Here is a 23,179-nt window from a genome sequence, read left to right as displayed (position 1 = left end):
AAAGGCACCTTAGTGGTGCCTTTTTATTTTAAGTTAATTTTAGCCTGCCTAAACAACTCTGCCCGCATCTGCATCGGCGTTTCATGGTAATAATCATTGAATTTGCGATAAAAGAAAGACTTACCGGAATAACCTATTCGAGCAATGATTTCCTTAACCGAGATATCCGTCCGCGCCAGCAACGTTCGCGCCTCCTCCATGCGGCGCTCATCAACGTGTTCAACAAAACTCTTACCCGTTTTCTGCTTGACCAGACTAGAAAAGTAGTTGGTATTAAAACCGAAGTGCTGGGCAGCTTGCGCTAAAGTAATATTAGCAAAATTGGCTTCAATGTATTGATCAAAGGCAGTCTGGGCAAAACCATAACTGCTTGTAGCAGCTTCAGTTAGAGACTGGTTTCTAAGTGCCTCAGCCAAGAGCACCGTTAATTCAGCATTAATCATTGGACTAGCAAACAAACTTTGGTTAAGGTATTCATCAATTATCTTTTTTAGTAACTGCGCTGGCTGCGAAACTCGCGTGCTCTTCAAGTAGAGTAGTCCCTTAGCTCTAAGTACAGTCAATACCTGCTCAACCGCCTGCTGTTCACGCTCTGCCCCCGATGCTAACTTAGCAAACAAGTTCTGGTAGGTTAAGTTGGAATTAAAGACCAACTTAACCAGCAGATCCCCGCTATTTTGACTTTCGATTTCATAATTGGACTTATTCTGTAGCAATACTAAATTACCTGCTTCAACTAAGAAAGCCTGCCCATTAACCTTGATCCTAGCTGTCCCTTCCGCCACATACAGCATTATCGCATTAGTGGCTTGATATCGGTGCGTATTTTGATTATGCTTTTCCAAAAAAATCGTCAGCAAGTCCAAGTTTTTGTTGCCTGGCTCCAAGTAGACTTCATTAGTATCATTCTTAGCTGAAGCCAAGATGCTGGCCAGATACTGTTCAAGTTTAACTGCTACCATAAGTTCACCTTCTTATTAGTACTTTATTTGCACAACTTCATTATAACTTAAAAAACATGCCCAGACCGACTTTTCAGCATTTCAGCTCGTGCTCTTCCTTGTTACTAGACAAAAAAATACCCTTTAGGTATAATTGACCTGAACTATTGGGGTGCCGTTAGGCTGAGAATATACCCACTGAACCTGCATGGACAATACCAGCGAAGGGAAAACGAACAATTTTTACGTCGTCAGGCTGGTGCCATGACGACTTTTTATATTGGTGAAAACATTGATTACAAGCAAAAATCTCACTTTTTCATACGATGAAGGCAAGAAAATTCTGGTTGACCTCAACTTAACCATTCCGACCAGCAAATTTTCCTTGTTAATCGGACCTACTGGCTGTGGTAAGTCGACTCTATTAAAGGTACTGGCCGGCCTCTATCCTAAGTACGCCGGTCAACTTAGCGGGCAACTCAACCTAAACGGGCTTACAGGGGCGATGATGTTTCAAAATGCCGGAGAGCAATTTACTATGGCGACTCCCCGCGAAGAAATCATCTTTGCCTTAGAGAATTTGCAGGTGAATGCAGCCCACTACCCAAAAAGACTGCAAGAGGCGGTGCAGTTCACTCAGATTGAAAGCTTACTCGACCAAAAGATCAATACCATGTCCGGTGGTGAGCAACAACGGGTGGCACTGGCCGTGCTAGTGGCAATGGATATCGACTTATTTCTGCTCGACGAACCTTTTGCCAGCTGCGACCCCGAGGCACGGAAGTTTTTAATTGCCAAGCTGGCCCACCTGCGTGACCAGGGCAAAACCATTATTCTCAGCGACCACGTCCTGACGGGCTACGCGAGCGTCTGCGACTGCTTGTTTCGCTTCAACGACAAAACCGTAGCTCTGCTTAATGCAGCGGACATGCACCAGCTGCTGGTGCAAAGCGATCACCACAATGACACGTATACATTCGCTCTACCGCAGCCGGGTGAATCCGCCTGCTTCACCCTAAAGAAAACGAAAATTGCGCAAAACCGTCTGCTGCTTGACCAGGATCGCCTGGATATTGTGTCCGGTAAGGTCACACTCATCACGGGAGCCAATGGCGTCGGCAAGACCTCGCTGTTTGGTGCGCTCACCAAGATGATTCCGTATTCTGGCAGCCTGGGCTACCTCGACAAGGAAATAAAAAAGCAGGTGGCCCGCACCTATTTGCGCCGCGTCGGGCAAATTTTCCAGACCGCGAGCGACCAGTTCATCAACATTACGGTTAAGGACGAAATTGCCTTGAGCAAGAAGCAGCAAACCAGCAGCTTCTTTACCGGTCAAAAGATCACGGAAGCTCTATCCTACTTGGAATTAGACCAGTTACTCGACCAGGTTGTCTACACCCTCTCCGGCGGCCAGCAAAAAAAGTTACAGATTTTATTGATGCTGATTGCAGACTCAAACGTTTTGCTGATTGATGAGCCCCTAAGCGGCCTTGACCCAAAATCTGTCCGCAAGGTCATGAAGCTGCTCAGGGAAAGTCAGAAACAGCGAGGGCAGACCCTGTTAATCATCAGCCATGAACTTGCGGGCCTAGCGGACTGGTGCGACTACCACCTCGTTTTCAGTGACCAACATTTAACCTATGTTAACAAGTGAGGTACCCCAAGTGAATCCTAGTTTTAAGTTTGTTTTAGCACTAATTATTTCCCTTGAGATATCGCTCAAGACCAGCCTGACCACCAACCTGCTTATCATTATTTTTGCGCTTCTTTACCTCGTCTACAAACACATTAGTCCCGTAAAACTGTTGCTAACACTAGCAGTCCCGCTTATAGCCGCGTTTACCGTCTTTGCCACGCTCTACTGGTTTGCGCCCCAGCCTGATCTTTATAACGCGTTTAGTTTGGCCAGCAGGATTTACGTCTACACGCTGACAATCTATTGCGTGTCGATTGACACTAGCCCGGAGAACTTGGCACGCTCGTTTGAACAAAACTTCCACTTACCCAGTAAGTTCGCCTACGGGGTACTGGCGGCACTCAACATCATTCCGCGAATGCGGCAAGCGGTCAAACAGATCCGAACGGCCGGTATGATGCGCGGTGTCTACCTCAGCTTCTGGTCACCCATTCTCTACTTCAAGGCCATCCTGATTGCGCTGAATTCGGCCGAAAACCTGGCTCAGGGTATGGAATCACATGGCTTTCATGAGGCGGCTAGCAGGTCCGTCATCGTTACTGTACCGGTTAAGCAGCGAGACTGGCTACTTGCTGCATTTATTCTCCTATCTTTTAACCTGGCCTTGTTCACATTAACATAAATAAAAAAGTGGGCAGCCACCCACTTTTTTGACTAATTATTAACTAGTGTATAACCTATCATTTTCAAACAAATTGCTTGATCAGCCTTAAAATAAAGGCTAGGTTTTGTTTCTGTATAATAACGCTCTGAAAATACCAGTTCTCCATCATTGAAAAAAAATTCCATCGAGCTAGTGTCAATAAATATCCGTATCTTCAATTTAGTACAATTCTTTAATTTGCCATAACGGTCTGAATCATTCTCGGCTTTATCCGCTCGTTTTACTATTACTTTGCTAGTTTGCTTTTTAAACAATACTGTAATTAAGTTTTGTTGGCCACTTTTCATAGTTAGAGCAAATTCTTTACCGCTCCATTCACTTACCGCTACCTCTAACAAAAGCTCGATATGCTGAGCATCCGCGACTGAAATTTGTTCATTTGTTAAAATCCTATTCAGATCAACAAACTTTTCTTTTCGCAAACTCTTTAATTCAGTAATTGGACGCATGTATAAGTGATTATCTTTTAACGTTAATTCACGTGGCAAGGTTAGTGCGCCTGCCCAGCCATCAGCTTGTTCCGGAAACTCAGCATCCCACATACCGAACCAAGCAATTACAATACGACGGTTATCAGGCGTTAATGTGGTTTGTGCAGCATAAAAGTCATGGCCATGGTCCAGCTCGCTAAAAGCACCATGGGTAAAGCTATTTTTACTGTAATTCATTTCACCAACAAAATAACCTGTCTGAAACTGATTCAAATATTTTTCTCCTGTAGCCTCGATTCCTTGCGGTGAACACAACAAAACATCTTGTCCATTTAAAGAAAATAGGTCTGGACACTCCCACATGTAACCTTCTTTTTCAACACTTGACGAATTAGCGAGCGGCCCTAGATATTCCCAATGGAGTAAATCGGGGGACTTATACATAATAACGCGGCCTAAGCCTGTTTGATCTTGACTACCCAGAATCATATAAAAATCATTATCATTACGCCATACCTTCGGATCACGGAAGTGCTTGGTATTATCTTGGGGAGGAAATTTAATTACTGGATTATGTTCATATTTTTTAAAATTAACGCCGTCATCGCTATATGCAATATTCTGTGTTTGATAAAAATCACTATGATCAGTTTTGTCAAAATAATGATGACCTGTATAAATTAAGTATAACCGACCATCTTTGACAATCGCACTGCCTGAAAAACACCCGTTTTCATCTGCCTGACTATTAGGGCCAAGGGCTATTGGCAATTCTTCCCAATGAATCATATCTTTGCTACGATAATGGCCCCAATGCATCGGACCCTTTTGAGCCGAATAGGGGTGATATTGATAAAAAATATGGTAATAGCCATTGAAATAAGAAAACCCATTCGGATCATTCATCCATCCCCCAGGGGTCGAAACATGATAATTCAATCGATAACGATCATTAATAATTTTAGCAATTTTTCGCATAACAAATTTCCTTTTATTAATAACACCGCAGCTGATTTTAAATACTATAAAATTTATCACGAGGCACAAAATTATTTTTGCGCCTCAGCTATTTAAAATCACTTTATTTATCTAACTGCAAAATCAGGTTACCGTGATTCACTTCAACCGCCTTATTTTTTAGCGTAAAGTTTTTCTGGTATTCCGGGAATAAAACCATTACCGTTGTTTGTTTACCAGCAGCCTGGATCACTTTTAAATCCATTTTGGCGAGCGGATCACCAGCAGCTATTTCCTGACCATCCTTAACCAAGACGGTAAATCCTTTTCCGCCTAAATCAACGGTATCGATCCCCAAGTGAAGCAAAATTTGAACTCCATTGTCACTTTCTAGGGTAATCGCATGTTTAGTTGGAAAAACTGAAATAACTTTACCATTGACTGGAGAAAAGATATCACCCGTATCTGGCTCAATCGCAAAACCATCGCCAACTAATTTTTTAGAAAAGGTCTTATCCTTAACTTTTTCTAATGGCAGATATTCTCCATCTGCAGGAGCTAAAATTGAGTTATCATCAGTTGCAACTAATACCTGACTTTCACGATGGTTAACACGTCTCTTACTTTCAGGCAAAATTGGTCTAAACTTGTTCCAAACCAGAATAAATATAATTGGTAACACAAATGCAATCAAGTTGCCAACAATGTACGGCTCAATCGGTCGAGCAACTGTCAACCCGGGAAGTACAGTTAATCCTTGGGCTAAACCTTTCACATTGAACAATTTCATATATAATCCGCCAAAGCCTGCCCCGATAAATGAACAGACAAAAGGTACAATACTATATTTAAGATTAACTGCAAAGATTGCTGGTTCAGTAATTCCCACTAAAGTCGGAATAAAACTTGAGATAGCTATATCACGATCTTTTGATTTTTGTTTTAAAATCAGGTACATGCCAATACAGCCACCCCCTTGAGCAATAATCGAAACCGACCAGATTGGTTGAATATAATCAAATCCCGTCTGAACAATTAAATTAGCTTCAATACCTTGAATGGCATGCTGCGTTCCTGTAACAACTAGTGGTTGTAGACCAGCAGCAAAAACAAATGCACCCAGAGCGCCTACTTTCATGTAAAGGAAGTTAATGATACCACCTAAAACATTACCAATCCATAATCCCAGTGGGCCAAATAGCAAAAATAGCGAGAGATTAGCAGCCAACAAGGTAATTGTTGGCACCAAAATATACGAAACAACTTGCGGTACGTACTTTGTAGCGATTTTTTCGACCTTTGCTTGAAACCATGCCGTCAAAATTGCGGCAAAGACTCCTCCTTGAAAGCCAACAGCTGCAATTTTCAAACCAAACAGGTTCCAGTATGCCGGATGAACCTGGCCTAACACAAACGCGTTACGGTCAGCTAAATCAGGCGAAATCATTACAAATCCAACTAAAATCCCTAAAATTGGATTACCACCAAACCGCTTTGTTGCAGTATACATTACTAGTACAGGCAAAATTTTAAAAGTAGTCGCAATTACGTTTAAAAACTTACAAAAATCACCAACATAGATACTTTGTGCAGCTAACGACTTAGTCATGCCAAACATTCCTGGCGTTGTTAATAGTGACCTCAAGCCAAGAATCATAGCAGCGCCTATGAAGGCAGGAATTATTGGAATGAAAATGTCGCCGAAAACCTTAAAGGCTTGTTGGAACTTATTCTTGCTTTTGGCACCTTCATCCTTAATTTGATCAACTGAAACTTCTTTAGTACCAGAGACTGTAATAAAAGCGTCATAAGCTTTTTCAACCGCACCTGGACCAAAAATAATCTGTAATTGGCCGCTATTATAAATAACTCCTTGCGTTCCGTCAATTTCATTTAAGGCTTCTTGATCAGCTTTATCGATATCTTTTAGGACTAACCTTAATCGCGTTACACAATGTGTCGCACTAACAACATTATCAGATCCGCCCACATTGTCTAAAACCGCTTGGGCAATTTTTTTATAATCTAGCATTAGTTTCTACCCCTTTTTAGCATTTTGATACTTATTCGAAAATTCAATATTACTCAAACTTAAGTTGCCATTAGTAGCGGTCAGTGCTAAGGACGTACCAAACTTGTGATAAACTCTCGTGTTGAGTGCAACCCCATCTAGATAAAGCGATAAAATATTATCATCAACTATTACTTTTAAATCATAGTCTTGGTTAGCCTCTAAATTAATTGGCCGATTAAGTCCTTTATCCATCATCTGATACCAACGATAACAAGGATTCTTATCTAATGTTAATTGATTCTCATCTAGGTTAAATCTGAACTCATACGATTCATCTGTAGCATTATTCTTATAAAGTCGGATAGAAAAATCCGTAGTACTTTCACTAAAGCTAATTGTCGTATGAAAATAAAAATGATAACCAGTATTTTCTACAAGTGTTTTTTCTTGAAGCGTATCCACCGCGCCTATTTTTTGCGCCGGGATTTTTTGCTTACTGGTAAAGGCTTCACAAATTTCTGCAATTGGTCGAACACCTAACGTTTTATCCCGACGTTGGTATACTTCTTGTGGTACAAAGGTACCACCCCACTCGTAATTGCTCATATCATCTTCATTTAACTTAGTTGGTACCCAACCAAAAAGAACGCGCCGTTTCCCGTCAAAGGCTGTCCTAGCTGCATAATAAGCCCGTCCATCAAAGGCCTCGTCTTTAGGTTTAAGCCAGGGGCCGTCTAAACTCTTGCTCATTCGATAAAAAACCTTATTTTTAACGCTATATTCTGAATAAACCAAGTACCACCAGTCGCCCATTTGGAACAACTGGGGCATCTCAAACATCGTGTACAAATTGGGTGCCCAAAAATCGCCTTCAAACTGCCAATTTTCTAAGTCTTTTGACGTGTACTTAACCAGACGGCCAGTCAATTTATGCTTGTCTTTACCCTTACGTGCACCGAGAATTAACAGATACTCTTGTTTACGTTCATCCCAAATAACTGATGGATCGCGCCAATTACGGATATCATAGCCTGGCTGTGGTGTTAATTTTAGGGCATTAATCGACTTCTTCCAATGGATAAAATCATTGCTAGTCGCATGTAACAAGATTTGTGATGTTTTTCCTGCCTGTAAAAATTCCTTATTATAACCAGTGTAAAAAGCATGAATCGTTCCATTAGCTTCAAACACAGAACCTGCATAGACAAACTGATCCCAATCTTGATCACTTCCCCGTTTTAGTGACTCCCCGTAATCCTGATAATTAACAAAGTCTTTTGTCGTTGCGAGTGCCCAGCCAAAAGGATCCGTAATCGGACCATGAACCCTTTGATCACGCTGATGATAAATGTAAAATTTTCCGTCGTTCGCATAAGGCATGATGTCACCAACCCAAACATTTTTTGGTTGATAATATATTTGATGATTATTAGTCGCTTTCTTTTCCATTCACTTATCTCCTTGTTAGCACTTTCATTACTAATAAAATATAATGCAACCCGTTACATATGTCAACCGGTTACATAAACTTAAAAATAAAAGCCAGAGCTTAACTGGCTTTTTTTATACCGTATGGCCTAAAACTAGACTAACAGGTAATTTTAATTGATCTTTTTCTTTTTTTCCGTTTATTTTATTAATTAACTTGGTAGTTGCTGTCTCAGCTATCTGATCAATTGGCTGTCTAATTGTGGTTAACCGGGGATTGTATAGTAATGTTTGTTTAGCTCCATCAAAACCAATAACCTTGACATCTGTGGGAACTTTTTTGTGGTGAGCTTCTAGATAAAAGATAGCTATCGAAGCTAGCAAATCATCACCCGCAAAAATTCCATCAATCTCAGGATTATCATGCAGATACGTTTCAATTAGCGCCTTTTTCTCTTCTGCTGGTAACACAAAAGGAACTTCTAAAATATACGTTTTTAGTCCATATTTCTTCATCAAATTCTGATAAGCGACTGTCCGGTCATTGGCTGGTAACTTAATTGAACTGTCCCCCCTAATATCGAGAATCTGCTTACACCCACGATTGATTAACAGTTGTACCGCCAGCTCACCGCCAGCATAATTATCACAAGCCACGGTCGTAGTGTTCTTACCCAAGTCACGATCAATTGCCACAATTGGCAAGTTAGAACCGTTGTAATCCCCAATATGCTTATTGTGCGTTCCCACAATTATTCCGTCTACTTGATTTTTTCGGAGCATGGTTAAATAAGCAATTTCTTTTTGGGGGTTATTAAGACTATTGCAAAGCAAAACCTTATATCCCTGTTGGGATAGCAAATATTCAATATCTTGAATCAATTCAGCTTGAAACGGATGAACATTTGAGGGAAAAATCAATCCCACTGTATAGGTTCTTTTTTTATACAAAGCTCGAGCTAAGTCATTAGGGTAGTACTCCAGCTTGCTCATAGCGGACTGCACCTTATTCCGTGTTTCTTGACTAATATAGCCCCGATTATTTAAAACCCGAGAGACTGTCGCAGTAGAGACTTCAGCCTCTTGTGCAACTTCGCGAATACCAACTTTTTTCATACAAAACCTATCTCAAAATCAACTTCTAATATTCATTACTTTACCATAAAGTAAACTTAACAAAATAAAATTTTGATTTTCACCATTATTTGACCTGCCGAAAAAGTTATTTATGGTAGGGACTGCCGCTATTGATCATGTAGCCGCGGTAGATCTGCTCAATTAGTACCACCCGCATTAACTGGTGCGGCATCGTCAACTTGCCAAAACTAATCAGATCATCCGCTCGCTGATTAACTGCACTACTAGTACCAAGACTGCCCCCAATGACAAAGGTTAGGTCAGAGTGGCCATAAGTCGTTAAATCCTTTAATTCACGGGCAAAGTCCTCGCTGCTGCGTTCCTTGCCCTTAATGGCGGTAACGTAGACGTATTCCTTTTCCTTAATTTTACTTAGGATCCGTTGCCCCTCTATTTCTTTAACCCGCTCTTGCTCAGCTGCACTAAACTTTTCAGGTGCCTTTTCATCTGGCACTTGGATAATTTGCATCTTGGCAAAGCGGCCCAGCCGCTTTTGGTATTCAGCAATCGCATCTTTAAAGTACTTTTCCTTTAGTTTTCCGACACAAACAAGCTTAATATTCATAATTTTTATTTTATCCCCCTATTCGCATTGTTTCCACCTGCTTTTTCCACAGTTGTGCACAAGTTGAAACTAGATTTTGTGGTTAGCAGCTGATTGAGACGCACAAGTTGTGTTTGACAATTTTCTTTATTTTTAGTCAGTAAATTTACCCACATTACTTTACGTTGCGGCCAGATTCACAAACTTTGACGCCAAAACATTGATATCATAGCTTGAACAGCTGTTTGAACAAAAAATCTGCACTGGTATTTACACACAAGTCACAGCTTATCCACAATTGCTGAAGCTGATTTTAGCCCTTTTTATGCACAATCCACAAAATTATCCACAATTATCAACAAGGAATTGTACTTGGCTTCACCCTTGACAAACAATATTTCCGAACTATTTTATGTTTCTCATCAATATTGTTAGCAAAAAAGCTATACCTAGGAGAAAAATCGCCCAGTATAGCCTTTTTATTGCCTAATTAAAGAATATTATCTAATCTAATTTTCTCCCAACTTAACGTGGACATCTCTTTCTTTTCCACCACGATTAATCGTTAAAGTAACATCATCGCCCACTTTGTGATTATACAAAATACTGTGTAACGAAGCGACATCGGTGACTGACTTATTGTCAACCTTGATAATTACATCACCGGTCTTAAGTCCTGCCTTATCAGCTGCAGCATTCTTGGTGACACTCGCAATGTAAATTCCATTCTTCAGGTTTGACTTAATGTTAAGCCGTTTCCGGTAACTCGCTGGAATCCCATTAAGAGCAACTACTTTGACACCCAGTTGGGGACGCACAATCTTACCCTTCTTGACCAGCTGGTTAACGATTGTTACCACCTCATTTGAGGGAATGGCAAAGCCCATTCCTTCGACTGAAGTTCCATCACTTGACTGAGAGAGTTTCATTGAATTAATCCCAACAACTTGACCGGCCGAGTTGACTAATGCTCCACCCGAGTTGCCTGGGTTAATAGCTGCATCGGTTTGGATGACCGTTTGCTGGTTGGCTGAGGCGGTCGTGATATTTCTAGCTGGTGCTGAAATTATGCCTTGGGTAACCGTTGAGGCATATTCACTACCAAGTGGAGAACCAACCGCAACTACTGGTTGACCTGCCTGCAGACTCTTAGAATCGCCGAATTCAGCCGTCTGCGTAACGTAGTTGCCATCAATCGCCAATACTGCCAAGTCGGTAGTAGCGTCCGTCCCGACGATACTTGCATTTACCGTCTTCCCATTTGAGAGCATGACTTGAACCTTGTCACTACCTGCTACAACGTGGTTGTTAGTTACTATGTAACCCTTATTGCCAGTTTTTGTGTAGATGACGCCAGAGCCTTCACTGTAAGTCCGTAACTTGCCCTTATCCTTCTTCTGGTCATTTCCCTCACCAAAAATATCAAATAAAGAATTGCTACCAGCTGACTGCCGCTTCATGTTGATGACCGAAACGACCGCCCCCTTAACACTGTTATACGCTGGTGTCATCGCTCCACTAGTTTTGGCACTATTCTTGGAAGTTTTGACGCTACCGGAACTAATGCTGACCTGCGCATTATTATTCTGATTTGCATTGTTAAGTTGGTCTAGGGCGACATAAGAGGCACCGCCCCCAATCAATCCGGCTACAACGCCGACAATCACCGTTTTAACAAGTCCATTTTGTCTGTGATCAGGATTTTTTTGTTCCATCATATAATCTCCTTTATCCATCTTTATTTAATATACTATAAACCGTAAAAAGATATTATTAAATTTGTACTAAGTTAGTTGGCACACTTGCATCAGCTAGCACAATTTTAACATCACTAGGTAAAGCCGTGTCTGCATTAAGCAAAATTTTCTTAGCAGCAGCATAGGCCAACTTAGCCGTGTTGTTATGCTGGCTGCGATGGGCCAAAAAGATATGTTTAGTTTTACTACTTACCACGTCTACAAGTGCATGCCCGGCGTCCTCATTGGACAAGTGACCAACATCTGACAAAATCCGCTGCTTTAAGGACCAGGAGTAAGGCCCGTTCCGCAGCATCAGGTCATCATAATTAAACTCCATTAGATATGCATCCGCATCGGCGATCACACCCTTCACTTGCTGGGAGACATAACCCGTATCAGTTAAAAAAACCATCCGTTTGCCGCCACTAGTGAAAACATAGTATTGCGGATCAGCCGCATCGTGACTGGTGGCAAAGGCAGTAACTTCAAGGTCACCAAAGGTTTGCGTTTGTCCTGGTTCAATTACGTTAATTTGGCCAACGGGAATTTGACCAATTTTGTGGGATTCGGCCAAATATTCCCAGGTGCCGCTATTGGCAAAGGCTGCAAGCCGCGGATACCGCCGCATCAATACTCCTAGTCCCTTACTGTGGTCTGCATGATCGTGACTTAAAAAGACCATATCAATATCGGCAATGTCTACACCTACTTCAGCCAGTGATAACTTCATCTTTTTGCCAGAAAGGCCCGCATCCATCAAAATCTTATGCTGGGCGGTCTCAATTAGGCTGCTATTACCTGTGGAACCACTAGCTAAAATAGAAACTCGCACTCAATTTTTCCTTTCTAGTTTTTCCTTACATTATAGGAGCTACTTTGCAGAATTTGTGCTGTAAAAGCATTAACCCGCTTAATCATAATATTCTTAGTTGTCTTATTTTCAACTAAAATCAACCATGTCGGGAGCAGAATGGTATTACCCCGGACTTCCGTCAGCTTGGAATAACCTAGACTAACTTTGATTACACGCGAATTATTGGCAATTTCACTATCAGTGTACATTGCTTTAACCGCATGCCAGGCACTGATAATTAGTTGCGGTTCACGCACCGCATTTATTGGTCCCATGTAAGTAATCTTGTAATCAACAATGCGATTATCGCGCAGGTTAATCGTTAGTTGGGCATTATTGTCATAAATCTGGCCATAATCTGAATTTTGGACATAACAATAGGTATTACCGCTTGAAGTACTCGGATCATACTTGAATTTTTTACCGTAGGGAACACAGGTTGGATCATTTTTAAAGTCGTCCAATTGCTCTAAGATTTTTTTATGATTGCCATTAAGTAACTGGGGCGACTTAGGCGTCCCCGTCAGTGCGTTTTCAGCCTTTGCATAATGCGCTGATACCTTGGTCAGACTGCTCGTCTTACGTGATAAATAATCACTGTTTTTAGCTGCTAAGTAGTAACCTGACTGTTGCTTATGCGAAATATGGAGTGGCACATCAATCCCGTCGGCGCGCATTTCAGCACGAATACTAATTGCGGTTGTTCCCGTTGTATTGCTTAGCTTAATCGGCGAACGCCATATTTCAATCCCAAGGTATAGGTCGATTAACAAGAAAACAATGAAGAATAACCATTCAATCCTTCTTCGATCCATCTTATTTCTCCTCTTTTGCCATTGCCTGATGTAGTTTAGCTAACGCATTAGGATCCTGCTTTGCCCATTCAACCACGCTCTTCCATTGGTTATAAGCCTTAACGTAATAGATTGGTACCAAATTGATCAAATTATTCCGAGTATTGTCCTGTTCAACGCGATAAGCAACAATCACCCGTTGAATTTCAGAGCGCTTGAGCCCCACATTGAGCATTTTTTTCATCACTTCACCACTTGTTGGCAAGGTCCGCATTTGCCCGTCAAAGGGGATCGGAATCTGTAAATCAATGTTATTAAAGGCAAGTTCCACTTCATCCTGTAAAAAAGTCGCCTTTACTTGAGGATTATGGCTATCTAAGAAAACCGGAATCCCTTCAATGTAGTTAATATAACTTACGGAATTACCAACCGTATCAAAGTAGCGTAAATCTTGCTCACTTAAGCCAAGCTTGTGCACATATTCAACACTGTCTAGCTGCCGCTTACTAGTCGACTCACTCTTTTGCTTTTCATAACGTGAATAAAGAAAGTTATGGTGCTTACTCTTCGCATCGGGTACACGAAGCTTCGTATAATAGTTGAGTGCATAAGTAGTCCAGCCCTTTTTATTTGAGCTCGAAGTCACATTGCTGGTCCCAAAGAGTCGCGAAACGAAGTATGAGTCGGTCTGGCTATTGGTCAAATAGCTATAAACTCGCCAGTGACCCAGCTTAGTATAGAAGACTTCATAGCCATCCTTTAAACGCACCAATTCAACTGGTGACCTACCATGAGCATTGCGGGCATATTTGCGTAAGCGAGAAAAATCAGCTTTGGTAAAGTTCACTCGGTAGATAGTATAAGTTCGGTCATTACCCAAGTAAAGGTAACGGTCACTAGCAGTAACGAAGACCCGCCGAAACTTAGGCTCATTTTTTTGTGGACTAGTCTTGGTAAACAAGTTCATGCTGACTTCGTTAGGAAATGTCAACTGAAGGTTGTCATGATTGTTAAGTAGTTGCTCATATTTTTTAGGGCTGGTACTGATTTTTTCAACACCCTGATACTTCGTGTTTTTTAGTTCTCTGATGAACTCAATCGGCAGATTCTTTTTTGCATCGTAAAGGCGGTAGAGTTGCCCGTTTTGATAGCTATAGGAGCTAGTGGGGATGTATAGATTGTATACGATGCGGCTCCGCGAGTGTTCCGTCACACTGCTGGTCTGCTCAACATGACTGAAGTACTGGTCGTTAACCATGATAAAAATCCATAAAAAGATTGATAGCAGAAAGACTGCTACCGTTCCCAGCAAGAGTATAAAATCTCCTAACTTTAACTTAGACTTCATCCCAATCATCCCCCTCACTCATCGGTTCATACGGTAGCGTAATGTAAAAGATTGACCCTTTACCCTCACTACCGCTTGCCCAAATTTGGCCGTGGTGTTCTTCTACTATTTCTTTTGAAATCGCCAGGCCCAAGCCCGTACCACCTTGAGCACGAGAACGAGCCTTATCAACACGGTAAAAGCGGTCAAAGATTTTTTTCAAATCTTCACGTGGGATGCCTAGACCTTGATCGGCAATACTTAATACAACCCGGTGCTGCTCACTACTCAATTTAACTGTAATGACGCCACCGTTAGGTGAATATTTGATGGCGTTATTCATAATATTGTCAATCACTTGGGCGATTTTGTCAGTGTCGATTTCAACCCACAAGGCCTGTGAACCTAAATAGCGCCTGATGGTATACTTTTTCTTGCCTTCTTTTTCATTTGTCTTCACAATCATGTCAAACCGATCCAAAATATGCGCCACAAAGTCGTTAAAGTTGACCCATTCAAAGTCAAGCTTAGAAACTCCTCGGTCCATGCGAGACAGGCTTAATAGTTCGCTAATCATCCTAATCATCCGCTCAGTCTCTTCTTGAGTAACCTGCAAAAACTTGGGAGCAATTTCGGGATCCTTCCACGCCCCTTCATTTAGCGTCTCAATATAGGCATGCATACTAGTTAACGGCGTGCGCAATTCGTGCGACACGTTAGATACAAACTGCTTTTGCGAATTCTCATTCTTTTGCTGTTCAGTAATATCGTGCAACACACAAACACTACCCGAAACGAAGCCTGTCACCCTTTTAATCAGGGAAAAACTGGCATGCAAGATCACTTCGTCCCGCGTACCTTCATTAACGGTAATGGCAATTCCCTTTTGACTGGCAATCAGGTCTTGCGATGACTCCGTTAACCCTAAGACCGTTGAGATAGGCTTATTAATAACCGCTTCTTCCGTTGTATCCAAAAAGTTAAGGGTCATCTGGTTAACAACATTAACATTGCCATGCCGGTCCGTCGCCAAAACCCCGTCGCTCATATGGGACAAAACACTGTCTAGCCGGCGCTGCTCACTTTCTGACTCCTCCTGAGACCGCTCAATCTGGATGGATAAAGTATTAAATGCCTGGCCCAGCTGACCCAGTTCATCATTAGAATAAATTTTCACCTGGCTGGAATAGTCACCATCAGCAATACTCAATGCTTGTCGCTGCATCTCTTCAATCGGCTTCGTAATCGCATGCGAAACAACGAGTGACAGTACCGCACCCATCAGCGCCGCAATCAAGGAGGTAATCAGAAACATCAGCGAAATGTTCCGCAATTCGCTAAAAACGCCCCCCATTGAGGCCCGGACATAGATTGCACCAACGTTATTAGTCGACCCATTACCAGCATTCAGGGGGGTAACCTGGATCATGTAATCGCCTTGGTCATTGACTACCTTGGTAACCTGCCGGCCGGTTGACGTTACCTGTTTGACGAGCGAATTGTTGACCCGTTGACCGATCCGGTTTTTATCATCTAAATTTGAAACCGCCCGAATAATATCCTTATTATCAACCACGATAATCTCACTAATGGTGCCAATTCCGTTACTGTAATCGTTGACAATTTGATTTAACTTGTTATCTGAATGCTTGTCATCTTTTAACAGCTGCATCGACAACTGATTAGATACGATTGGCAATACTTGAATTGACGACTGAAAGTTTTCAATACTGTTTTGTTCCAGCTGCCTCGTAAAATAAGCCCCGATCACCTCAATCGTGGCAATAATCATCGCCATGAACACAATAGCCATGGTGGTATTAATAGAAATAGTTAGATGTTTAAACTTTTTTTTGAGATTTTTCATGATTTTGCTAAGTTCAATATAAAAAGAAAGCCGCGCACTAAGATTTTCTGCGGGCTTTCTTCATTAGTCTTCAGTAGGCTGCTTAACATAGTAGCCGACACCACGACGAGTAACCAAAATCTGCGGTAAAATTGGATTATCCTCAATTTTTTCACGTAGTCGGTGGACCGTCACATCAACAGTACGGACATCACCAAAGTAGTCGTAGCCCCAGACCGTTTGCAGCAAGTGCTCCCGGGTCATTACCTGATCCATGTGCTGGGCTAAGTAATAGAGGAGTTCAAACTCCCGGTGGGTAAGTTCAATCTTTTTACCCTCTTTTTCAACAATATAGGCATTGGGCATAATCACCAAGTTGCCAATCGTAATATTCTTAGTCGCAGCACCCTCAGCAGCATTTTCGCCTTTTTCAGCTTTCTCTGCAATATTGCGCCGCCGCAAATTAGCCTTGACCCGGGCAACCAGTTCGCGGTTAGAAAAAGGTTTGGTAACATAGTCATCCGCCCCCATCTCAAGCCCCAAGACCTTATCGATCTCAGTGTCCTTAGCTGTCACCATAATGATGGGCAGATCGTGGCTTTGCCTGACTTCGCGGGCAACATCCAGGCCGTCTTTTTTGGGCAACATCAAATCCAAAATCATCAGATCAGGATTATACTCATCAACCTTTTTGATAGCTTCTTCCCCGTCGTATGCGGTGTCGACGTCGAAGCCTTCTTTAGTCAGATTAAACTTAATGATATCGGAAATTGGTTTTTCGTCATCAACAACAAGAATTTTCTTTGACATCAAAAGCCTCCTTTGTTTACATTATACTGTTTTTTGGCTTATTAGCCAAAAAAGTCACGAAAACTTAATAAAAAAACTTGCAATTCAAGTAAAATAATAGCATAATAGTCCTCGTTGGTAATTTATCAAACTTACCTGGGTGGCTAGCTCAGTTGGCAGAGCAACGGACTCTTAATCCGTGGGTCCAGGGTTCGAGCCCCTGGCCACCCATCATAATTAAAAAAGACAGCAGTCTAAAAGCTGCTGTTTTTAGTTTAACAAAAGGAAGAAATAATGGAACCACCAAAAACAAAACGAATTAAACATGATTTACTCTACTATGTCAGTCGTTGTGCCACCTTGTTTTCAATCCTAATGTACGTTTCATATATTCCTCAAATTATGAATAATCTTACTGGGGTTAAGGGAAATCCAATTCAACCATTATGTGCTACGTTGAATGGTGCCTTATGGGTGAGCTATGGCTTAATCAAAGCTGAAAAAGATTGGCCAGTGATCATTGCTAATTTACCCGGAATTGTCTTAGGACTTGTAACTTTTTTGACCGCATTATAAGAGCCAATTATTATCAAAATCAGTCATTTAACAGATTTCTTACTAATGAATGGCTGATTTTTGCGATTCAGTTCACTAACTTGTAAGCAGTTGAACCCTTGCTGCTTTATGATCAGACTTAGATTAGTTACTGGCGCACTACACAAAAAACGCATGCCTGTCTCAACTATTGCTACAGTATTTTTACTTAAAAAGCTTGTCAAACAATCAAATAATTGCTATTATGTTTAATTGTCAACGAAGTTGACCTGGGTGGCTAGCTCAGTTGGTAGAGCAACGGACTCTTAATCCGTGGGTCCAGGGTTCGAGCCCCTGGCCACCCACCAAAATAAGGAAGCACTGCGAGAAGGCGGTGCTTTTTTATTGCGCTTTTTCTTACTGTTTAGCAATATTCGTGCTGATTTTTTGTACCACCTTAATCTTATCCAGATTTTGCAACCTGCATTCATAATTACCCAAGTAGTCGTTATCAAGCCACCATTTTTTTAATTGTTGACTTGAGAATGGCTGCTTTTTTTTGTGCATTATTTAGAATTGTTTGCTCAAATGGAACATCTAAATAATATGCCCGAAAGTTTTCGCCAAGTTTAATTTCTAATTCTTTTAACAACTCACCATATTTTTTGTTGACCAAAATTCCTTCTAAAATAGTTACTTGGTAATTTCTTATCCCAAAATCAATCATTAATCTAATCATATTCACAATTGGTGCAGCAGCGTTCTCATTTTCATGTAGAATATCTCGCCGTAACGTATCTTCATGCAAAAGCAGACATTTACGATAGCCCAAATGTTTCTGCAGCATATTGGCTACGGTTGTCTTACCACTACCCGAATTACCCCTAATTACGATCAGAATTGGTTTCATTTTTTCACCTCTTTAACCACTTATTTTATGGTGGTCGGTAACATCTTGATGTTTTTATCACAAAAATGCAATTTAAACTTGCATATTTGCTTTTTAAAAAATACAATATTATATTATCTATAATGTCAAAGGAGCGAAAGCATGGCAATCCAAATCCCAACGCGGTTACTAGACGGTGCCGTCCTGGCCTTCCTCAAGCAGGATGACCTATATGGCTATGCGCTGACCCAAAAGGTGCAATCGGTTTTCAATATTTCCGAATCAACCGTCTATCCAATTCTGCGCCGGTTAAAGCGCCAAAGCTGCCTGGAAACTTATGATGAGCCCTACCAGGGGCGTAATCGGCGTTATTACCACATCACTAATGATGGCATTGCCTTACTACAAACCATTCAAACTGAATGGCAGCAATTCAGTAATAATATCGACCAGACCTTAGGAGAAGACAATGGCACAAGCAATTGAGGACTACATTTTTGAACTAGAAAAATATTTAGCTGATCTGCCTGCTGAAGATCGTCAGGATGTGATTGAATTTTACCGAGAATTCTTACTTGATGGTGACTTCGTCAGACGGTCGACAATTGAACAAGAGCTAGGTAGCCCGCGTCAACTAGCTCACAAGATTTTAGCTGATTACTCAACAACCGATGAACCCCGCCAAGAAGCTACCCACCACGCTTCCAAGCTCAATCTCAAAGCAATTTGGTACATTCTGCTTGGTATCTGTGCTGCACCGATTGGCATTCCCATAGTGATTGCATTCTTTGCAATTATTCTAGCTGTTCTAGCTCTTTGCTTGGGGCTGTTCAGCGGAATCGTTGCTATCTTCCTAGCTTTAATTGTCAGCGGCGGTGCCATTTTAGTCAAAGCCTTTACCTTGCTCTTTACCAGCAAATGGGCTGCCGGCTGCTTCTATATTGGGGCGGTGCTAATTATCTGCAGTCTGGTCATGGTTGTCACACCGGCCATTGGAAAAGCCATTGACTTTATCATCGCAGAATGTACTAGACTGATTCGCTATTTAGGCAAGAAAGTTTTCAACAATCAGTACTATAGGACCAACAAAAAAGAGCAGGAGAAAAAATAATGAAGAAGTTTTACCAAATTAGCAGTGTCATTTTAATTATCGGCCTGATTTTACTAATTTTTGGCAAACTGCACGACCATAACCGCGAAATTAGCAACTGGGGAGCAAGCGAATTTCGAGTTCACTCACATCACCATCATCATCACGATCACGATGACGATGATGATGACTGGGACAAGCGCAAAATCGAAAATAAGCGCTTTAAAGTCAAGCAATTCACTAAAATCACCCTTGATCTTTCCCGCCCAGATGTTCATATTGCCAAGGGAGAAAAATATCAGGTAACTATCAGCGGCCCCGCAGGCAAAAGAATTACTGCAAAAGTCAAAAACCAAGAACTGCTTATTTCTGATGCAGCCCAAAATTCTTTCTTTAGGTGGCATCACGGCTACGATATAACCATTACCATCCCAGCTACTGCTAGGTTGACTGACCTGACCGGGCAAACTCAAGAAGGTGACCTCTACTTAGACAATCTAGCTATCTCCACAATTGACTTAACCCTAAATGATGGGGACCTTGCTATGAACAATGTCAAAGTCAAAAAAGCCAACATCAGATTAGAAGAGGGCGACATGAAGGTAACCGATTCAACGATAATAGGTGGGCTTAACTTGGGTGATGGGGACCTAAACATTACCGGCAGCCAGCTTCAACTCATAGCCTCGCTTGCTGATGGCGATGCTACAATCAGCAACTCCCAGCTCCTTGGCAATACCTCTTTTAAGTTGGATGACGGTGATTTCGAAATGGATAAAAGCTCCGGTATCAGTTATGACCTCTCAGCTGATGACGATGACGATATTCGCTTGGGTAATCGCCGCTATCGCGGGCACTATAGCAAGAAGATAACGCGGGCACCGACCCTGAAGGTTACCAGCGGTGACGGCGACATTAAGATATATTAATCCAGGAAGGAAAATACCATGAAAAAATTTGGTAAATTTGCCTTAATTATCCTAATTATTGGGGTCATTTTCTTAGGCATTGGTACCGCCTTTATCCCGGGCTGGGGCAGAATGAATGACCGCCCAGTAGAGACAGCTGGGCGGCAAGTTAGTTTGACCAAGTTTTCAACGGTTGACGCTGACGTTAAAGCCTATAACATCAACCTACGTCCCGGTTCTAGCTACCATGCGACAGTTTCTGGTAAATACCAGCATCAGTTGAAAATAGCGGTTAAGAACCAAACACTGGTCATTCGCGAGCAAAATTACCACCGGCAACCAGCAAACGATGAGCCTCAAGTTACGATTACGGTGCCACGTGCTGCCACTCACCTAAAGCAGGTTGTGGTTACTGCCAATGCGGGGCGCGTCGACCTCGCCCACCTGACTATGCAAGAATTACGGTTAGACTTAAATGCCGGAGCGGCTAGCTTAAACGACATCGCGGTGAAGCACCGGGCAAGGGCAATCATGAATGCCGGTAGTCTAAAGATTAGTCACAGTAAGTTGAGCCTTAAGGCTCAAGTTGATGCCGGAGCGGTTAAGATTGATCATAGTAAATTCCATGGTACTAGTATACTTAGTTTAAATGCGGGCTCCTTATCAATGACAGAGGCTCCTGACATCGGTTATGACCTCTCCACTTCATTTGGTCCCATCACCTACCACGGCAAAAATCAGGGGCACCATTTTGAAGTGCAGGCCTCGGCTAAAAACAAGCTAGTAGCAGAGACGGATTTTGGTTCAATCAAGATTAACTAGCTGCCGCAAACTTGACCAGGACAAAAGTTAGCTTAAAAACAGTCCCCAAAATCGGGCTAAACATGTTAGTGGCTATTTGGGCTTGCGAATCAGCTTTAGTTGGTTTCAAGCTCTTTTACTTACACTAAATTGGTTGATGACGGTAATTATCGACCGCTTAGTTACTAATATCGACCGCTTACCAAAATGAGCTAGTAATGGCTGAAAAATAAGTGTTTAATAAAAGTATCATCAATTAATCACTTAGAAAGGTGGAATTTCAACCATGTTCAGAATCATCAATCATTTTTCAAGCAGCGACCATCATAAAGTTACCGATCCTCATCCCCGGCAGATGAACCTACCCGCGTTTACCGATATTGCTGTCAAGACAACCGCCTTCAGCATCGATATGCATGCTGGCAATGCATACCATGTCACTATTATGGGTAAAAATAAGGATGCCGTTAAGGTCGAGGTTGCGGACCAGAAGCTGGTGATTATCGAAAAAAGACAGCACCTGCAATCCCAGTCATTTATCGATTATCCCCGTATCATCATCACGGTACCTGCAGCAGCTCAACTGAAACAAGCTGACTTTGCCAATTCTGCTGGTGGCCTCAGCTTGACCGAACTTGCCTTTGATGAGTTAAATATTGACATGGATGCCGGCTCGAGTACCTTATCTAAGGTGACAGTGCAGCGCAAGACTACTGCTGTCCTTAATGCTGGCAGTTTAAAAATCAGCGATAGTGCCCTAACCATCCAAGCAGAAGTAAATGCCGGTTCAGTCAAGTTAGACACCCATCAATTACGCGGACAAAATCGCCTTACGCTAACTGCTGGCTCCCTTTCGTTGACCGAAAGTCCAGACGTTGGTTACGACCTGGCAGCTTCAGTCGGCACAATCACTTATCACGGCCAGCGGGTCGGTCACCATTTTAGTAAGAATCTGTCAAGTGTAAACAAACTTACGGTCTTAGCAGCAGCTGGTTCGGTTAAGATCAACTAGGTCATGCCAATTAAAGGGTCCAAACTTAATCAAGTTTGGACCCTTTAATTAGTTGTTAGCGTTGCACATCAATGACGAAGGAGTTAAGATCACCGCGATATTCAGCAATTGAAAATTCAATCGGCCGCTCATCAGCAGTTAAACCTTGCGTATGAAAGTAAAAAACTGGTTTGTGAACCGCAATATTTAGCAGATTAGCGGTTGTTTCGTCGGCCTCCATGACCTCTAGTTTCCGTACCACTCGGGTTACTTTCAGTTGGTACTTTTCGAGGATACGATATAAGGAAGCCTGGGCAAAGTCATAGTCAAGCAGTTGCGGTATTCGTTCTTGGGGTACATATGTCGTGACTAAAACAATCGGCTGATCGTTAGCATACCGCAACCGCACTAGCTTAAACACTGGTGCCTTGAGACCGATTTGCAGGTTCTGGCTGACTTCAGCCGTTGCTGGCTCTTCATCAAAATAGAGTAGGTTAGTCTTAGGATAAATGCCTTTGGCACTCATTTCCGTGCTGTAGCTCTCAATTAAATGCGTAAATTCCTGTTCAATCTTGACCTTCTTGACTAGCGTCCCCCGCTTACGGCGGCGTTCCAAATAACCCTGGTTAACCAGGGTTGAAATCGCCTGCCGGACAGTCGGCCGGCTCACCTGATAACGATCAGCCAGCTCTACTTCAGGCGGAATAATCGAGTTTTGCGGATAAATTCCAGTTTGAATTTTATGTAAAAGATCGTTAGCGATTAGTTGATATTTGGGTGTTTCTTTTTCTGACAATTTGACCCTC

Annotated in this window: 21 protein-coding genes, 2 tRNA genes and 2 pseudogenes; 10 read left to right on the top strand and 15 right to left on the bottom strand. The window is 42.0% G+C overall.

From position 1 onward, the window contains the following. Positions 1–23: 23 nt before the first annotated feature. Complete coding sequence (locus R8389_RS00550) at positions 24–962, bottom strand: helix-turn-helix transcriptional regulator (RefSeq protein ID WP_317637569.1); 939 nt, start codon at positions 960–962, stop codon at positions 24–26. 271 nt (positions 963–1,233) lie between these two features. Between R8389_RS00550 and R8389_RS00545 the strand changes: the two genes are divergently transcribed. Both R8389_RS00545 and R8389_RS00540 read left to right on the top strand, forming a co-directional pair. Next, positions 1,234–2,595, top strand: coding sequence for an ATP-binding cassette domain-containing protein (locus tag R8389_RS00545; protein ID WP_317637568.1), 1,362 nt, complete (start codon positions 1,234–1,236; stop codon positions 2,593–2,595). 10 nt (positions 2,596–2,605) lie between these two features. After that, a complete protein-coding gene (locus R8389_RS00540) occupies positions 2,606–3,259 on the top strand; it encodes an energy-coupling factor transporter transmembrane component T family protein (RefSeq protein WP_317637567.1) in 654 nt (217 codons plus the stop codon). A 32-nt stretch (positions 3,260–3,291) separates the two neighbouring features. Here the strand turns inward: R8389_RS00540 and R8389_RS00535 are convergent, their stop codons facing one another. The 12 genes and pseudogenes from R8389_RS00535 to yycF form a co-directional block, all read right to left on the bottom strand. Further along, a complete protein-coding gene (locus R8389_RS00535; protein ID WP_317637566.1) occupies positions 3,292–4,710 on the bottom strand; it encodes a glycoside hydrolase family 32 protein in 1,419 nt (472 codons plus the stop codon). A gap of 103 nt (positions 4,711–4,813) precedes the next feature. Then, positions 4,814–5,197, bottom strand: a pseudogene (locus R8389_RS00530) (PTS sugar transporter subunit IIA); the annotation flags it as partial. Between the two features lie 105 nt (positions 5,198–5,302). Next, positions 5,303–6,721 (bottom strand): annotated as a pseudogene (locus R8389_RS00525) (PTS transporter subunit EIIC); the annotation flags it as partial. Positions 6,722–6,727: 6 nt separating this feature from the next. Beyond that, positions 6,728–8,152 (bottom strand): family 43 glycosylhydrolase, encoded by a 1,425-nt coding sequence (locus tag R8389_RS00520; RefSeq protein WP_317637565.1) that lies wholly within the window; start codon positions 8,150–8,152, stop codon positions 6,728–6,730. 114 nt (positions 8,153–8,266) lie between these two features. Continuing rightward, the gene (locus R8389_RS00515) at positions 8,267–9,247 is read right to left on the bottom strand and encodes a LacI family DNA-binding transcriptional regulator (RefSeq protein WP_317637564.1); all 981 of its coding nucleotides are present in this window, start codon (positions 9,245–9,247) and stop codon (positions 8,267–8,269) included. Between the two features lie 106 nt (positions 9,248–9,353). Next, positions 9,354–9,833 (bottom strand): 23S rRNA (pseudouridine(1915)-N(3))-methyltransferase RlmH, encoded by a 480-nt coding sequence (rlmH, locus tag R8389_RS00510; protein ID WP_317637563.1) that lies wholly within the window; start codon positions 9,831–9,833, stop codon positions 9,354–9,356. A 488-nt stretch (positions 9,834–10,321) separates the two neighbouring features. After that, positions 10,322–11,530, bottom strand: a complete 1,209-nt coding sequence (locus tag R8389_RS00505) for a S1C family serine protease (protein WP_317637562.1) — start codon at positions 11,528–11,530, stop codon at positions 10,322–10,324. Between the two features lie 55 nt (positions 11,531–11,585). After that, positions 11,586–12,383: an MBL fold metallo-hydrolase gene (locus R8389_RS00500; protein WP_317637561.1), complete on the bottom strand. Its 798-nt coding sequence runs from the start codon at positions 12,381–12,383 to the stop codon at positions 11,586–11,588. Between the two features lie 14 nt (positions 12,384–12,397). Then, entirely contained in the window at positions 12,398–13,219 is an 822-nt protein-coding gene (locus R8389_RS00495; protein ID WP_317637560.1) for a two-component system regulatory protein YycI, read from the bottom strand. Between the two features lies 1 nt (position 13,220). Next, complete coding sequence (locus R8389_RS00490; protein ID WP_317637559.1) at positions 13,221–14,546, bottom strand: hypothetical protein; 1,326 nt, start codon at positions 14,544–14,546, stop codon at positions 13,221–13,223. Next, complete coding sequence (gene walK, locus R8389_RS00485) at positions 14,536–16,392, bottom strand: cell wall metabolism sensor histidine kinase WalK (protein WP_317637558.1); 1,857 nt, start codon at positions 16,390–16,392, stop codon at positions 14,536–14,538. The genes R8389_RS00490 and walK overlap by 11 nt, the downstream gene beginning before the upstream one ends. A gap of 63 nt (positions 16,393–16,455) precedes the next feature. After that, entirely contained in the window at positions 16,456–17,181 is a 726-nt protein-coding gene (gene yycF / locus R8389_RS00480) for a response regulator YycF (RefSeq protein ID WP_317637557.1), read from the bottom strand. A 137-nt stretch (positions 17,182–17,318) separates the two neighbouring features. On the opposite strand from yycF, the gene R8389_RS00475 reads away from it, so the two are divergent. From R8389_RS00475 to R8389_RS00465, 3 genes are all read left to right on the top strand, one after another. Then, a tRNA-Lys gene (locus R8389_RS00475) sits at positions 17,319–17,391 on the top strand. A 63-nt stretch (positions 17,392–17,454) separates the two neighbouring features. Then, positions 17,455–17,736, top strand: coding sequence for a SemiSWEET family transporter (locus R8389_RS00470; RefSeq protein ID WP_317637556.1), 282 nt, complete (start codon positions 17,455–17,457; stop codon positions 17,734–17,736). 250 nt (positions 17,737–17,986) lie between these two features. Then, positions 17,987–18,062: transfer RNA gene (locus tag R8389_RS00465), tRNA-Lys, on the top strand. 143 nt (positions 18,063–18,205) lie between these two features. Here R8389_RS00465 and R8389_RS00460 read toward each other — a convergent pair. Then, entirely contained in the window at positions 18,206–18,604 is a 399-nt protein-coding gene (locus R8389_RS00460; RefSeq protein ID WP_317637555.1) for a zeta toxin family protein, read from the bottom strand. 141 nt (positions 18,605–18,745) lie between these two features. Between R8389_RS00460 and R8389_RS00455 the strand changes: the two genes are divergently transcribed. The 5 genes from R8389_RS00455 (at position 18,746) to R8389_RS00435 (ending at position 22,394) form a co-directional block, all read left to right on the top strand. Beyond that, positions 18,746–19,069, top strand: a complete 324-nt coding sequence (locus R8389_RS00455) for a PadR family transcriptional regulator (protein ID WP_317637554.1) — start codon at positions 18,746–18,748, stop codon at positions 19,067–19,069. Beyond that, the gene (locus R8389_RS00450; protein WP_317637553.1) at positions 19,053–19,694 is read left to right on the top strand and encodes a DUF1700 domain-containing protein; all 642 of its coding nucleotides are present in this window, start codon (positions 19,053–19,055) and stop codon (positions 19,692–19,694) included. Before R8389_RS00455 ends, R8389_RS00450 begins: the two co-directional genes overlap by 17 nt. Beyond that, the gene (locus R8389_RS00445; protein ID WP_317637552.1) at positions 19,694–20,602 is read left to right on the top strand and encodes a DUF4097 family beta strand repeat-containing protein; all 909 of its coding nucleotides are present in this window, start codon (positions 19,694–19,696) and stop codon (positions 20,600–20,602) included. The genes R8389_RS00450 and R8389_RS00445 overlap by 1 nt, the downstream gene beginning before the upstream one ends. Positions 20,603–20,620: 18 nt before the next feature. Continuing rightward, positions 20,621–21,403 (top strand): DUF4097 family beta strand repeat-containing protein, encoded by a 783-nt coding sequence (locus R8389_RS00440; RefSeq protein WP_317637551.1) that lies wholly within the window; start codon positions 20,621–20,623, stop codon positions 21,401–21,403. A gap of 265 nt (positions 21,404–21,668) precedes the next feature. Beyond that, a complete protein-coding gene (locus R8389_RS00435; RefSeq protein ID WP_317637550.1) occupies positions 21,669–22,394 on the top strand; it encodes a DUF4097 family beta strand repeat-containing protein in 726 nt (241 codons plus the stop codon). A 55-nt stretch (positions 22,395–22,449) separates the two neighbouring features. On the opposite strand, the gene R8389_RS00430 is transcribed toward R8389_RS00435, so the two are convergent. Next, positions 22,450–23,169 carry a GntR family transcriptional regulator gene (locus tag R8389_RS00430; RefSeq protein ID WP_317637549.1) on the bottom strand — a complete coding sequence of 240 codons (720 nt, stop codon included), beginning with the start codon at positions 23,167–23,169 and terminating at the stop codon, positions 22,450–22,452. Positions 23,170–23,179 lie beyond the last annotated feature (10 nt).

This window comes from Lactobacillus xylocopicola (assembly GCF_033096005.1).
In the GTDB taxonomy this organism is placed as follows: Bacteria; Bacillota; Bacilli; order Lactobacillales; family Lactobacillaceae; genus Lactobacillus; species Lactobacillus xylocopicola.
This window is presented reverse-complemented; position numbering and strand designations above follow the sequence as displayed.